The sequence below is a fragment of the Rhizobium sp. RU35A genome (assembly GCF_900156005.1).
GTDB classification, from domain to species: Bacteria; Pseudomonadota; Alphaproteobacteria; order Rhizobiales; family Rhizobiaceae; genus Neorhizobium; species Neorhizobium straminoryzae.
In genome coordinates this window covers 254,626-267,328 of record NZ_FTMR01000002.1, presented here as the reverse complement: position 1 = coordinate 267,328, position 12,703 = coordinate 254,626, and the positions used below count along the sequence as shown (strand labels likewise).

15 protein-coding genes are annotated in these 12,703 nt (G+C 63.4%); 5 read left to right on the top strand and 10 right to left on the bottom strand.

All coding sequences use genetic code 11. The annotated features are described in order from the left end of the window. Window positions 1-7 precede the first annotated feature (7 nt). A complete protein-coding gene (locus F3H95_RS05855) occupies window positions 8-1,135 on the top strand; it encodes a GTP-binding protein (protein ID WP_149745255.1) in 1,128 nt (375 codons plus the stop codon). Further along, window positions 1,135-2,121 carry a WD40 repeat domain-containing protein gene (locus tag F3H95_RS05850; RefSeq protein ID WP_149745254.1) on the top strand — a complete coding sequence of 329 codons (987 nt, stop codon included), beginning with the start codon at window positions 1,135-1,137 and terminating at the stop codon, window positions 2,119-2,121. Before F3H95_RS05855 ends, F3H95_RS05850 begins: the two co-directional genes overlap by 1 nt. 327 nt (window positions 2,122-2,448) lie before the next feature. Here F3H95_RS05850 and F3H95_RS05845 read toward each other — a convergent pair whose 3' ends face one another. The 7 genes from F3H95_RS05845 to odc2 form a co-directional block, all read right to left on the bottom strand. Continuing rightward, window positions 2,449-3,141, bottom strand: a complete 693-nt coding sequence (locus F3H95_RS05845) for an SDR family oxidoreductase (RefSeq protein WP_149745253.1) — start codon at window positions 3,139-3,141, stop codon at window positions 2,449-2,451. 168 nt (window positions 3,142-3,309) lie between these two features. Beyond that, window positions 3,310-3,495 (bottom strand): type II toxin-antitoxin system RelE/ParE family toxin, encoded by a 186-nt coding sequence (locus F3H95_RS27695; protein WP_348530045.1) that lies wholly within the window; start codon window positions 3,493-3,495, stop codon window positions 3,310-3,312. Between the two features lie 14 nt (window positions 3,496-3,509). Further along, complete coding sequence (locus F3H95_RS05835) at window positions 3,510-3,746, bottom strand: ribbon-helix-helix protein, CopG family (RefSeq protein ID WP_143125217.1); 237 nt, start codon at window positions 3,744-3,746, stop codon at window positions 3,510-3,512. Between the two features lie 57 nt (window positions 3,747-3,803). Further along, window positions 3,804-4,835, bottom strand: coding sequence for a serine hydrolase (locus F3H95_RS05830; RefSeq protein WP_149745602.1), 1,032 nt, complete (start codon window positions 4,833-4,835; stop codon window positions 3,804-3,806). Between the two features lie 203 nt (window positions 4,836-5,038). Beyond that, window positions 5,039-5,728, bottom strand: a complete 690-nt coding sequence (locus F3H95_RS05825; protein ID WP_149745252.1) for an OmpW family protein — start codon at window positions 5,726-5,728, stop codon at window positions 5,039-5,041. A gap of 235 nt (window positions 5,729-5,963) precedes the next feature. After that, window positions 5,964-6,554, bottom strand: a complete 591-nt coding sequence (locus F3H95_RS05820) for an N-acetyltransferase (protein WP_143125215.1) — start codon at window positions 6,552-6,554, stop codon at window positions 5,964-5,966. A gap of 89 nt (window positions 6,555-6,643) precedes the next feature. After that, entirely contained in the window at window positions 6,644-7,777 is a 1,134-nt protein-coding gene (odc2, locus tag F3H95_RS05815) for an ornithine/lysine decarboxylase (protein WP_143125214.1), read from the bottom strand. Between the two features lie 527 nt (window positions 7,778-8,304). Here odc2 and F3H95_RS05810 point away from each other — a divergent pair. From F3H95_RS05810 to F3H95_RS05800, 3 genes are all read left to right on the top strand, one after another. Continuing rightward, window positions 8,305-9,210 carry a LysR family transcriptional regulator gene (locus F3H95_RS05810; protein ID WP_143125213.1) on the top strand — a complete coding sequence of 302 codons (906 nt, stop codon included), beginning with the start codon at window positions 8,305-8,307 and terminating at the stop codon, window positions 9,208-9,210. 64 nt (window positions 9,211-9,274) lie between these two features. After that, window positions 9,275-9,916: a DUF1007 family protein gene (locus F3H95_RS05805; protein WP_143125212.1), complete on the top strand. Its 642-nt coding sequence runs from the start codon at window positions 9,275-9,277 to the stop codon at window positions 9,914-9,916. Next, window positions 9,910-10,959 (top strand): nickel/cobalt transporter, encoded by a 1,050-nt coding sequence (locus tag F3H95_RS05800; protein WP_143125211.1) that lies wholly within the window; start codon window positions 9,910-9,912, stop codon window positions 10,957-10,959. Before F3H95_RS05805 ends, F3H95_RS05800 begins: the two co-directional genes overlap by 7 nt. A 6-nt stretch (window positions 10,960-10,965) precedes the next feature. Here F3H95_RS05800 and F3H95_RS05795 read toward each other — a convergent pair whose 3' ends face one another. From F3H95_RS05795 to F3H95_RS05785, 3 genes are all read right to left on the bottom strand, one after another. Beyond that, on the bottom strand, window positions 10,966-11,172 hold the full coding sequence (locus F3H95_RS05795) for an intracellular growth attenuator family protein (protein WP_143125210.1): 207 nt from the start codon (window positions 11,170-11,172) through the stop codon (window positions 10,966-10,968). Continuing rightward, a complete protein-coding gene (locus F3H95_RS05790) occupies window positions 11,169-11,864 on the bottom strand; it encodes a GNAT family protein (RefSeq protein WP_149745251.1) in 696 nt (231 codons plus the stop codon). Before F3H95_RS05790 ends, F3H95_RS05795 begins: the two co-directional genes overlap by 4 nt. A gap of 82 nt (window positions 11,865-11,946) precedes the next feature. After that, complete coding sequence (locus F3H95_RS05785) at window positions 11,947-12,648, bottom strand: tellurite resistance TerB family protein (RefSeq protein WP_143125208.1); 702 nt, start codon at window positions 12,646-12,648, stop codon at window positions 11,947-11,949. Between the last annotated feature and the right edge of the window lie 55 nt (window positions 12,649-12,703).

The following is a 12,703-nucleotide window of genomic DNA, read 5'->3' as shown; positions in this document are numbered from 1 at the left end:
GGTTCAAATGGCCGATACCGCCCCCCAGAAGCCCATTCCCGTGACCGTTCTGACCGGCTATCTCGGCGCCGGCAAGACGACGCTGCTGAACCGGATTCTCTCCGAAAGCCACGGCAAGAAATACGCCGTCATCGTCAACGAATTCGGCGAGATCGGCATCGACAACGATCTGATCGTCGAGGCGGACGAGGAAATCTACGAGATGAACAATGGTTGCGTGTGCTGCACGGTGCGCGGCGACCTGATCCGCGTCGTCGAAGGCCTGATGCGCCGCCCCGGCCGTTTCGACGGCATCATCGTGGAGACCACCGGCCTTGCCGATCCGGTGCCGGTCGCCCAGACCTTCTTCATGGACGATGACGTCCGCTCCAAGACCGAACTCGATGCGGTCGTGGCGCTCGTCGATGCCAAGCACCTGCCGCTGCGCCTGAAGGACAGCCGCGAGGCCGAGGACCAGATCGCGTTTGCCGATGTGGTCGTGGTCAACAAGACCGATCTCGTGACGCCGCAGGAACTGGCGACGATCGAGGAGATCGTCCGCGCCATCAACCCGACCGCCCGCATCTACAAGACCACCCGCTCGGGCGTGGATCTGGCCCGCGTTCTGGATCAGGGCGCCTTCAACCTGGAGCGTGCGCTGGAAAACGATCCGCATTTCCTCGAGCACGGCCATGAGGATCATGTCTGCGGCCCGGATTGCGACCATCACCACCACGATCACGACCACCATCATCATGATCATGATCACCACCATCACGACCATGATGATCATCATGACCATGGGCACGATCACGACCATCATCACCACGCAGCGCCCTCCGCGATCCATGACGTGACGGTAAAGTCCATCTCGCTGCGCGGCGGCGAGATGAACCCGGACCGCTTCTTCCCCTGGATCCAGAAGGTGACCCAGACGGACGGCCCGAACATCCTGCGCCTCAAGGGCATCATCGCCTTCAAGGGCGATGAGGAACGCTATGTGGTGCAGGGCGTGCACATGATCATCGAAGGCGATCACCAGCGCCCGTGGAAGGACGGCGAGAAGCGCGAAAGCCGCCTCGTCTTCATCGGCCGCGACCTCGACCGCGAGAAGATCGAAAAGAGCTTCCTCGCCTGCCAGGCAGACCAGACCTGATGCCGACGGTTGCGCCCCTGGATCTGGAAGGTCACGTCGTCGCGGCGCACTTCCTCGGCGACACGCCCTTTTTCGCCACAGCCGCCGGAGAGATCCGCCGGCTGGATGGCGGCGAGAAGGTGACCGAAGCCCATAACGGCCTGCTGACCTGCGTGAAGGACCCCTTCAGCGCAGCTTTGCTGACCGGCGGCGAGGATGGAAAGGTGATGCGCATTGCCGGCGACGGCACTGCAACGCAGATCGCCGAAGCGCCGCGCAAGTGGATCAATGTCGTGGCCGGCGGCCCGCAGGGTGCGGTCGCCTATGCGCATGGCAAGTCGAGCGTCGTGGTTCTCGCCGACGGTAGCGTGAAGGAGTTTGCCGAGGAGCGCACGGTCGAGGCACTGGCCTTTGCGCCGAAGGGCCTGCGGATCGCAGCCGCCCGCTACAACGGCGTCTCGCTGCACTGGGTCAACACCCAGCTGCCGGCCGCCGATCTCGACTGGAAGGGGGCCCATACCGGCGTCACCTTCTCGCCCGATGGCCGTTTCCTCGTCACCACCATGCAGGAAAATGCGCTGCACGGCTGGAAGCTGGACGGCAAGGCGGGTGAGGCGCGCCATATGCGCATGACCGGCTATCCGTCCAAGGTGAAATCCTATTCCTGGTCGCCGAAGGGCAAGTGGCTCGCCACCTCCGGGGCGCCGGCTGCCATCGTCTGGCCCTTCTCGGCCAAGGACGGGCCGATGGGCAAGGCACCGCTGGAGCTTGGTACCCGCGCCAATATTCTCGCCACCTGCGTTGCCTTCCATCCGGTGGAAGAGGTGCTCGCCATCGGCTTCATCGACGGCATGATCCTCGGCGTGCGGGTGGGCGACGGCAAGGAAGCCCTGCTGCGCCGCCCCGGCAAGGGCGCCATCACCTCGATGAGCTGGAGTAGCAACGGCAAGCTGATCGCCTTCGGCTCCGAAGCCGGCGATTGCGGCGTCATCGATATTTCGGCTTGATAACATTTCGGCTGCTTGGCGGATAAAAGTCCGCCTCTGGCTGCCGCCATCTCCCCGCGCGGGCGGGGGATGGCATATGGGGAAACCCCCTCTGCCCTGCCGGGCATCTCCCCCACGAGGGGGAGACCCCTGGAGCCTGCGCCTTGCCCCATTTCCACGGTGGCGAGACGGGTACCTTCGAAGCGGGGGACGATGACCGGAGACCGGCCAAGTGCCATTGGCCAAACCGCGCTTGTTCGGCGAAGGTCTTCCCGTTCTGCGGTCTCCCCCCTTGTGGGGGAGATGGCGGCAGCCAGAGGGGGCAAAAGCCGCCCGCGCAAGGCGCCCTTATGCCACGTAGATCATCTTCTTCGTCATGCCGCCGTCCAGAACCAGCACCTGCCCGGTCATGAAGCCGGCGCCGACCAGATAAACCACAGCATCGGCCACATCCTCCGGCCGCCCGACGCGGCCGGCGGGGTGCTGCGCATGGTCTTCGGGCAGAAGCTCGGCATCACCCGAAATCCAGCCGGGCGCGATCGCATTTACCCGGATATCAGGACCCAGACTGACCGAGAGCGCATGGGTGAGCGCCACGAGACCGCCCTTGGACGCGGCATAGGCTTCCGTCTGCGGTTCGGACATGAAGGCGCGGGTGGAGGCCATGTTGACGATGCTGGCCCCCTCGCCCATCAGCGGCACCGCCGAACGGGTCATCAGGAAGGCAGCCGTCAAGTGACTGTCGGTCACCCGCCGCCAGTCGGCGAGCGACAGATCCTGGATCGGCCCGTTCACCGGCCCGGCAATGCCGGCATTGTTGACGAGAAGGTCGAGGTGTTGCCAGCCGAGTTCGGCAAAGGCACCGGCAACGGAGGCCTCATCCCCGACATCGCAGAAGACAGACCGCAGGCCCGCCTCCTGCAGATCCTGTGCGCCATCCTTCATGTCGAAGGATGCCACCCTCCAGCCGGCATCGAGCAGACGCCGGCAGATCCCTGTGCCGATCAGGCCGGCACCCCCTGTAACAATCGCGTGCTTCATGCGAGGGGAGATAGGTGCTCCGCCCGCCATTTCCAGAGCGACGGCGAGCATCCGGCACCGTCAAAAGTCAATCGAATCGTTCCGGCCACGCCCGTGCGCCATGCACGACGGCCAGAACTTCAACCGTATGCATCACACGATAGACGACGATGTAGGAGGTCTTGCTGATCACCAGTCGCGGGTTCGGGCAACGCGTCCCCGACGCCCAGCCTCCGGATTGTCGGAAAGAAGGCGCTGCGTCCTGTCCAGAATATTTCCAACGAGTTCATGTGCCGCCGCCGGATTGTGTTCGGCAACAAAGTCACCGATCGCTTCGAGATCACGCAGAGCCGGCAGCGTCCATGAGACAAGCATTCAGGGACACCGCCTCATGAGGACCGGTATTTGCCTCTCAACCTGTCAATCTCGGCAGGCGTCGCAAATGCGCCGTCCTCGGCCGCGGCAATCCCGCGGGAAACCTGCTCCACGAACCGCTCCTGCCAATCCAGCGAATGCCCGTTCTGAAGGGCATCCTCGATGACGGCAGAGACGGACCGCCCGGATCGAGCGGCAATACGCTCGACCCGCAGCTTCACATCCGGCGAGAGTTCAAAGGTCGGATCCATGCTTAGACTATGCCATGCCCATTTCCGCGCGGGAAGAGGCATCGTCCGGCATGGGGCTCACCCCCGGCGCGTCGTCGCGATGATATCGGAGAGAAGGGCGTGCAGCTGGTCGCGGTAGCCGTTGGCGGCGGAGGGTGAGGCTTCCTGCGATGTCATGGCGACCGTCAGCGCCAGCGACGGGACGATGTAGAGCATCTGGCCGCCATAGCCCCAGGCAAAGCGCACCGGCGCGCCGCCGATCTCCCTGAGAAACCAGCCGTAGCCATAACCGTCGCCGGAATGGCGGGAGAAGGTGCGGGGTTCCCAGGAGGTTTGTACCCAGTGCTCCGGCACCACCTGCACGCCGTCTGCCGTGCGGCCACCGCGACGATAGAGTTCGCCGAAGGCATGCAGGGAACGCGTTGTCATGGCCATCTGGTTGCCACCGATCGGGATGCGCTGCGGATCGCGCGACCAGGAACCGATGCGGAAGCCCTCCACCGGCGCGAACCAGTCTTCCGCAAGCCTCTCCGTCGAGGCGGCGCCGACCCGCATCAGGATCGCCGAGAGGAGATGCGTGGAGGCGGTCGCATAGACCATGGGGCCGCCCGGATCTTCCGTGAAGGGTTCGGAGAGCGTGAAGCGCACCCAGTTGCGGCTGGCCGCCAGCCGGGCATAGCTTGGAGCAAGGCCTGATTGCATCGACAGGAGGTGGCCGATGGTGACCCGCGACAGGCGCGGATCGGGATTTTCCGGCAGTTCCCCCCTCAGCAGCGGCGCAATCGGCTGATCGACACCCTCCAACAGACCGCGCGCGATCGCGATGCCGACCAGGGCGGAGACGATGGATTTCGACGCAGATTTTATGTTGGTGGAATCGCGCGGCGAATGGCCGTGGTAGCCGCGTTCGGCAAGACGTTCGCCATCCCGCGAGATGACGATGGCCTTCAACGCAGCCAACCCCTCCGCCCGCGTCAGAATGGCCTGAAGCGTGTCGGTCTCCGGAGCCGGCGCGACAGGCGCATCGGCGGCAGGCGGATCCTCCGCAAAGCCAGGGCGTACGACCGCCAGGGCGGGCGCGGCGAGGAGGAGATGGCGGCGTGTCAGCATGCCCCTCAGATAGAGCGGCACACCGAAGCTGCGAGACAAGCGACAGCCCCCTCACGACCATGTGAGAACACCGTTCATGCAAACGGGGACCAGCGCGGTCGAAGCACTGATCCCCGTCTGTTGCCCTCATCCGAAGAAACCTGCCACGGTGCCGGATGCCCCCATCCGGACGATCCTTCGAAGAGGTATCGCTGTAGCGTCGATCAGAAGCGGTAGGTCACACCGGCGCCGATCAGCCACGGATCGAGCTTGGCCTTGCCGGACAGCGAACCGCCAGCCGTATCGGCGCTCCAGTTGGTTTCCAGGAACAGCTTCTTGACGTCGAAGTTCACACCCCAGTGCTGGTCAATCATATAGTCGAAGCCGACCTGCAGGGCCGCACCGATGTGGTTGTCGACCTTCAGGTTGCTGAAGCCCGCCTTTTCCGATTCGTTGTAGAAGAAGGTGTAGTTGATGCCGGCGCCGACATAAGGCTTGAACGCGCCGAAATCGGTGAAGTGATACTGCAGCGTCAGCGTCGGCGGCAGAAGCCAGGTCTTTCCGACCGGCGTGCCGGCCAGCGAACCACCACCGGAAATCTTCGAACTGGTCGTGCCGAGGATCAGTTCGGCGGCGATGTTGTCCGTGAAGAAGTAGGAGATGTCGAGTTCCGGCGTGATGGAATTCGAATAGTTGAGGTCCGAGCCGGCCACGCCGTTGACGGAACCCTTGTCGTTCGGCACGACGCCGAGGGCGCGCAAGCGCACCTGCCACGGGCTCTTGGCGGATACCACATCCTGGGCAACCGGGGCCTGCGGGGCGGCAGTCGTCACGTCGGCGGCGTGGGCAGCACCCGAAAGAAGGACCGATGCTGCACCCATCAGGGCGGCGAAAACGGGTCCGTTCTTGATCATGTCACTCTCCTTGAAGATCATCTGCATTGGATGATCAAGGGGTAGCAACCGGCGTCCGCCTTTCCGTTGATCTCGATCAAATCCGGTTGACGCTGATCAGCTCGACGCGTGGCCTGGCTCGCGATTGGCGACATCCCATGCACAAATGTCACATTTCAGACAATGCTCACATGAAAAACCCTTCCCCGCGTGGATGCGGAGAAGGGTCGCGACTGGAGACGTCGATGGGAGGGGCTCAGGCGGCGCGGCGCAGCACCGGGCGCGAAAGCTTGCGGCCGCTTGCGACAAGCATGCCGGCGGCACCGGAAAGCCAGCCGGGTACGAGTTCAAGCGCCAGGAAGCGATCGCGCGCAAACGGACCCGGCATCATCAGATGCTGCGTCTTGTCGGCGAAGAAACCGAAGCGTTCGTAATAGGGTGCGTCGCCCACCAGCAGGATCGCGCCGTGGCCGCGGGCCTGCGCCTCGGCAATCGCCGCCCGCATCAGCGCACCGCCGATGCCCTTGCCTTCATGCGCCGAATCGACGGCGAGCGGGCCGAGCAGCAGCGCATCGACCGGGCAGCCGGAGGCGGACACGCCGGCTTCGACATTCCACAGGCGCACCGTGCCGATCACATGGCCATGCGAATCGCGCGCGACAAGCGCCAGGCCTTCGGCCGGCACGCGGCCGCGACGGATCTTTTCCGACGACTTCTTGCGGCGATCGGCGCCCATGGCGCGATCGAGCAGCGCCTCGCGGGCAACGACATCGGCCGGGGTTTCCTCGGTGATGGTGAAGGTATTTTGCGCAAACAGAGCGCGCACAGCGTCAAGAACAGCGGCCATCTTGGCCTCCGAAGCTCAAAACCGTTCAAGCGGCACGAGAAAAAAGGGCGAGGTGCGGCTCCGGTGAAAAGACCGGAGCCGGCTGAACGTCAGATGACGTAGGCCTTCAGCGGGTCGAAACCGTTGAAGGCGACGGCCGAATAGGTCGTCGTATAGGCGCCGGTGCCTTCGATCAGAACCTCGTCGCCCACCGTCAGCGTGATCGGCAGCGGGTACATGTTCTTCTCATAAAGCACATCGGCCGAATCGCAGGTCGGGCCGGCGATCACGCAGGGCTCCATGTCGTCGCCGTCGCGCTCGGTGCGGATCGGGTAGCGGATGGCCTCGTCCATGGTTTCGGCCAGACCGCCGAACTTGCCGATGTCGAGGAACACCCAGCGATGCTCGTCATTGTCCGACTTCTTCGACACCAGCACGACTTCCGCCTTGATGACGCCGGCATTGCCGACCATGCCGCGACCCGGCTCGATGATCGTCTTCGGCAGGTTGTTGCCGAAGTGCTTGCGCAGCGAGGCGAAAATGGCCTTGCCATATTCTTCCGCCGACGGGATGTCGCGCAGGTAACGGGTCGGGAAGCCACCGCCCATGTTCACCATCTGCAGGAAGATGCCCTGCTTGGCGAGCTGTGCGAAGACGCGCTTGGCATCGGCCAGAGCGGAATCCCAGGCATCGACCTTGGTCATCTGCGAGCCGACGTGGAAGGACACGCCATAGCTTTCAAGGCCCAGCTGATGGGCGTAAACGAGAACGTCGACGGCCATCTGCGGCACGCAGCCGAACTTGCGCGACAGCGGCCATTCGGCGCCTTCGCCATCGGTCAGAACGCGGCAGAATACGCGGGCGCCGGGGGCTGCGCGGGCAACCTTCTCGACTTCCTCGTGGCTGTCAACGGCGAAGAGACCGACGCCCAGCTCGAAGGCACGCGCAATGTCGCGCTCCTTCTTGATGGTGTTGCCAAAGGAGATGCGCTCAGCCGTTGCGCCGGCAGCCAGCGCCATCTGGATTTCGGCCACGGAGGCGCAGTCGAAGTTGGAGCCGAGCGACGCCAGAAGCTTCAGGATTTCCGGCTCGGGATTGGCCTTCACCGCATAGTAGATCGCGCTGTCCGGCAGAGCGTGACGGAAGGCGGTGTAATTGTTGCGCACGACATCGAGGTCCACGACAAGGCACGGGCCTTCCGGGCGTCGGGTGCGGAGGAAATCGCGGATACGAGCGGTGGTCATTGGTCTAATCCCTATGGAGCTTCTCCGGCAAGCCGAAGGACAAAGACGCGCAGACAGGTGAGCGAGGCCCGGCCGGTGGAAATCCCGGAGCATCGTTCGCGCCTGATAGCGCAAGGGTTTGGCTCAACGCCCTGCCAGGAGCATTGAACCGGCTTTGTCTGCCATGGATTGGAGGGGATTATCCCAACCGCACTTCCGGCAATGATGGTGTGCCTCTTCAGTATTGCAAGCTGATGGAAAGCCTGCAGAGACCAGAAAGGCCCGCACCGTCGTTGCTTCAAGATGTCCTCGCATTTCCCGGTTGGCCGGAATAGCGACTGGAGGGGTTAGTTCCAGGTACCTTACCGATGACCTCACCTAATCGAGGGTCGGCGGACACCCACAGGCACGTGCGACTTTGGGCAAGCCGGGAAATAAGATCATCGCCCTTCATAATCAAGCGGTTTTTTTGGCTGAACGCAAATTTTGCATTGCAGAAGACGCCGCCCCGTTCCACCTAGGACGGGCAACTGGAAAAGGGGCCCGACATGGATACTCTGACGCGCATGCGTGCCTTCATCGACGTGGTCGAAGCGGAGGGTTTTTCGGCCGCCGCACGCCGCACCGGCCGCTCCAAGGCGCTGCTTTCCAAGTATGTCCGCGAGCTGGAGGATGATCTCGGGGCGCTGCTTCTCAACCGCACCACGCGGCAGTTTTCGCTGACGGAAGCCGGCCATACCTATTTCCGCACCGCCTCCGATATCCTCAAGGAGATCGACAACCTGGCCGATCTCGTCCGAGAGAACAATGCGGACCTGAAGGGCAAGCTCCGCGTATCCGTACCGCGCACCTTCATCGATGCCGATGTCGGCCAGTCGCTGATCGATTTTGCAAAAGCGCATCCGGATGTCTCGCTGGACATTGTGGCCGAAGACCGATTCGTCGATCTCATCGAGGAAGGTTTTGATCTGGCGATCCGCATCACCAAGCTCGAAGATTCGGCCATGATTGCCCGCAAGCTCTGCGATTTCAGGGTCTATGCCTGCGCCACCCCGGATTACGTTGCCCGCTACGGGCCGCTCTCCCATCCACAGGATCTCTCCGGAAAGCCCGTCATCATCGACACCAATCTGCGCTCGCACAACAATATCCGCTTCCAGGAGCCGGGTGGCGGCATGATGAGCGTGGCGGTCAGCGGCCCGCTGGAAGTCAACACGCCACATGCGACGCTGAAGGCGGCACGGGCCGGACTCGGCGTCGCCATGGTACCGGATTTCATCGCCCTGCCCTATATTCGCTCCGGCGAACTCGTCACACTGTTTGATGACTACATCCTGAAGGACCGCGGCATCTATGCGGTCTATCCGCACCGCCGCTATCTGCCGGCCAAGGTGCGCGTCTTCGTGGACTTCCTGTCCGGCTGGTTCCGGCGCACACCACTTCAGTCGGATTGACGCAAGGTCGAATTTCCGTCCCATTTGCACGCCAGACCGAACCAAACGGGATCAGGATTCGCCGATGCGCTTCAAAACATGGCTGCTGACAGCCCTTCTGGGCCTTGCGCCACTGCCAGCCCTGGCCCACCCGCACATTTTCGTCGATGCGCGGCTCGAGGTGCTGTCCGATGATCAGGGCAACCTGCTCGAATTGCGCCATGTCTGGCGATTTGACGAGATGTTCTCCTCCAGCGTGCTCCTGGACTTCGACAAGAACGGTGACCTGAAGCTCGATGAACACGAACTAGCGGAACTCGGCGAGACCATGCGTACCTCGCTTGCCGACTTCCATTACTTCACGAGCATCACCCAGGACGGCAAGACGATCCCGATCGCCAAGCCCGATGTCATCCACGTTACCTATCAGGACCAGCAGGTGCTGGCCTTCTTCGCGGTGAAGCCGGAGAAGCCGCTGCGCCTGAAAGGCAAGCTCACCTTCGGCGTCTATGATCCCTCGCTCTATACGGCGATCGATTTCCCGAAGGACACGGATCTGGTGCCGGAAGGCAAGGGCTTTGCCGCCTGCAAGCACAGGGTCGTCCGACCGGATGCGGATCAGGTGATTGCCGAGAACAAGGATTCGCTGACGGCGGCCTTCTTCAACGACCCGACGGGAACCGACATGACCAAGCTGTTCGCCACGAAGCTTGAAGTGACATGCTGAGACGCCAGGCACCCCTTCTTATTCTTCTCGCGCTGCTCGGCACGGCCTTTGCCGCGCATGCACAATCGCCGCTCGGCGTCGGTGCCGCCGAACCCTCCTTCGATACCAGCGGTCTTTTCGGCCCGCTGCTTGCCTGGGTGAACGTCTACCAGCAATCCTTCTATCGCGCGCTCACCGCCTCCCTGCGGGCGATGCGCGAAGACCCCTCGGCGATCAAGGGACTGGTCGGCCTCTCCTTTGCCTATGGCGTGTTCCATGCCGCAGGCCCCGGCCACGGCAAGGCGGTGATCTCGTCCTACATGATCGCCAACGAGACGGCGCTGAAGCGCGGCATCGTGATTTCGCTGCTTTCGGCGCTGGTGCAGGGGCTGGTGGCCATCCTGCTGGTGGCAGCCGCCTTCTTCATCCTGCGCGGCACCGGCATCACCATGACGAAGGCCACCTGGGCGATGGAAATCGCCAGCTTCGCGCTGGTGGCGCTGTTCGGTGTCTGGCTTCTCGGGCGCAAGCTCTACGAAATCCGGCCGCGCTTCTCCTCGCTGCCGATCTTTGCCGGGGCGACCAGCGGGTCCGCCTCGACGGGCCTGCGCTTCGAGGCCGTCGAGGTCGGACACGACCACAACGACCTGTCGCCCGGCAGCTACTGCGCCGACTGCGGAGAGCTGCACATTCCCGACCCCACGACGCTGAAGGCCAAGGATTTCAGCGTACGGGAGGCATGGTCTGCCATCATTGCGGTCGGGCTTCGCCCCTGCTCCGGCGCCATTCTGGTGATGAGCTTCGCCATTCTGAACGGGCTCTATCTGGCCGGCGGGCTGTCCGTGCTCGCCATGTCGCTCGGTACCGCGATCACCGTGTCGATCCTTGCCATCATCGCGGTCACGGCCAAGGATCTCGCCGTCAGGCTGTCAGGCCCGCGCACCCGCCTTGCCCGACACATCTCGACCGCGATCGAAATCCTCGGCGCGCTGTTCATCATCGTGGTCGGGCTGGTGCTTCTCGGCGCCTCCCTCCAGAGCGGCAATCTGCAGACCCTCTGGTAAAGGTGCTCATTGCCTGCCGCGCTGGTGGCGGGCACGCAGCCAGAACACCAGGAAAAAGGACAGCACCGCCACAAGGCCGAAGGCGCCGGCCAGCCAAGGCGAAAATTCGCCCAGCCAGATCATGATCCGCGGCATCACGAAGAACAGCAGCATGAAGCCGAACATGATGATGGCGGCGGCAATGGCCGGTGAACGCCCGGATGGCTCGCTCATGCCGCCTCGCTGACAAGTGCGGCGCGAATCTCTTCCAGCCGGCGCTTCTGGTGGCCGTGATCGTCGAAATTCTCCGGTGACAGCCAGGCCTCGAAGGATTTGGCGATCAGCGGCCATTCGCCATCGATCATCGAGAACCAGGCGGTATCCCGGTTGGCACCCTTGGAGATCATGTGCTGCCGGAACACGCCTTCGAAAGTAAAGCCGAGCCGCCGAGCCGCGATCTTGCTCGGCGCGTTCTCGTTATGGCACTTCCATTCGTAGCGGCGATAGCCGAGGGTTTCGAACACATGGCGCGCCATCAGGTAATGCGCCTCGGTGGAGAGCGGCGAACGCTTCATGCCAAGACCATGGGCAACCGAGCCCACTTCGACAACACCGTTGGCCGGGTCCGGCCGCATGTAGCTTGCCATGCCCACCACTTCGCCATCCTCCTTGTCGCGAAAGACGAGCGTGACGAGGCGGCCATCGCGGTTCATGCCCTCCAGCCAGTCGGCAAACTGATCGGGTGCGGTGTAGAGCGGATTGGGGAAATAATGAATGAGGTCGTTGATCCCCTCTTCGCCCCCCAGCGCCTCCCACAGCGTCTGGATGTGGACCGCCCGTTCATAGGGCTCGAGAATGACATACTGCCCTTCCAGCCGCACCGGTTGCGGCGGCGGGCAGGCCTTGAAGCTTGCAAGATCACGCATGGTTTCCCCCTCTTTGTGACGAGGATTACGAGAGGCGGCGGGCAAAGGCAATCGTCGCCTTGTCGCACCGCCGCCGATTCTCTCAGAGGGAAATCTTTGCGGACGATACGGTCGCCTCGATATGGTCGACCAGCGCATCGGGAAGCCGCAACCGACCGGCCAGCATGTCCAGATAGCCGCGCTCGGCCCGCGTATCGGGATCGATGGCAAGCCGCGAGGCCGTGTAGATCTCCACCCGCTGCTCTTCCGTGCGGCCGGCCGCCACCAGCGCGTCGAGATCGACCGGATCGGCAAGCTCGCGCGCCAAAAAGGCTTCCGCCTCGGCGCCGAGGTCCACCGCATGCACCTTCTGCATGATGGCCTGCCGCTCGAAGGCGTCGATATGGCCATCGGCCTTGGCAGCCGCAATCATGGCGCGCAGCAGCGTCAGGGCGAAATCATTGCTGAGGGTGGCCGATTGCGGATGAAAGGGCGACTCGGCCGGCGGCTGCAGCGAGGCCGGATCCTGCGGCAGGCCCTGCGGCTTCGCACCCGACTGATAGTTCCGGTAGGCGAGATAGCCGAGGCCGGCAATGGCGGCGATGCCGCCGAGTGTGGCCACATTGCCCGCCAGCTTGCGGCCAGTCTTGGTGCCGAGGATGGCGGCGGCGAGCGCACCCGTCTTCAGAGGATTGTTGCGGGCCAGATCACCCATCTGCCCGGCGCGATCCTTGACCGATCCTCCGGACAGGCCGGGGATCTGCGATCCCAGGAACTGGTCAAGAAGCTTCTTGGCGTCGAACATGCACTGTCTCCCTGTTGTGGTCAGGGAGACAGATAGGGAGGCCAAGGCGAATTAC

Coding starts and splice junctions, on each gene's coding strand:
- odc2 (WP_143125214.1), bottom strand. CDS start 7,777: ATGACCACCGCTCGTATCCGCGATTTCCTCCGCACCCGACGCCCGGAA.
- F3H95_RS05855 (WP_149745255.1), top strand. CDS start 8: ATGGCCGATACCGCCCCCCAGAAGCCCATTCCCGTGACCGTTCTGACC.
- F3H95_RS05805 (WP_143125212.1), top strand. CDS start 9,275: ATGCGCTTCAAAACATGGCTGCTGACAGCCCTTCTGGGCCTTGCGCCA.
- F3H95_RS05785 (WP_143125208.1), bottom strand. CDS start 12,648: ATGTTCGACGCCAAGAAGCTTCTTGACCAGTTCCTGGGATCGCAGATC.
- F3H95_RS05835 (WP_143125217.1), bottom strand. CDS start 3,746: ATGGATCCGACCTTTGAACTCTCGCCGGATGTGAAGCTGCGGGTCGAG.
- F3H95_RS05820 (WP_143125215.1), bottom strand. CDS start 6,554: ATGGCCGCTGTTCTTGACGCTGTGCGCGCTCTGTTTGCGCAAAATACC.
- F3H95_RS27695 (WP_348530045.1), bottom strand. CDS start 3,495: ATGCTTGTCTCATGGACGCTGCCGGCTCTGCGTGATCTCGAAGCGATC.
- F3H95_RS05845 (WP_149745253.1), bottom strand. CDS start 3,141: ATGAAGCACGCGATTGTTACAGGGGGTGCCGGCCTGATCGGCACAGGG.
- F3H95_RS05830 (WP_149745602.1), bottom strand. CDS start 4,835: ATGCTGACACGCCGCCATCTCCTCCTCGCCGCGCCCGCCCTGGCGGTC.
- F3H95_RS05800 (WP_143125211.1), top strand. CDS start 9,910: ATGCTGAGACGCCAGGCACCCCTTCTTATTCTTCTCGCGCTGCTCGGC.
- F3H95_RS05825 (WP_149745252.1), bottom strand. CDS start 5,728: ATGATCAAGAACGGACCCGTTTTCGCCGCCCTGATGGGTGCAGCATCG.
- F3H95_RS05850 (WP_149745254.1), top strand. CDS start 1,135: ATGCCGACGGTTGCGCCCCTGGATCTGGAAGGTCACGTCGTCGCGGCG.
- F3H95_RS05795 (WP_143125210.1), bottom strand. CDS start 11,172: ATGAGCGAGCCATCCGGGCGTTCACCGGCCATTGCCGCCGCCATCATC.
- F3H95_RS05790 (WP_149745251.1), bottom strand. CDS start 11,864: ATGCGTGATCTTGCAAGCTTCAAGGCCTGCCCGCCGCCGCAACCGGTG.
- F3H95_RS05810 (WP_143125213.1), top strand. CDS start 8,305: ATGGATACTCTGACGCGCATGCGTGCCTTCATCGACGTGGTCGAAGCG.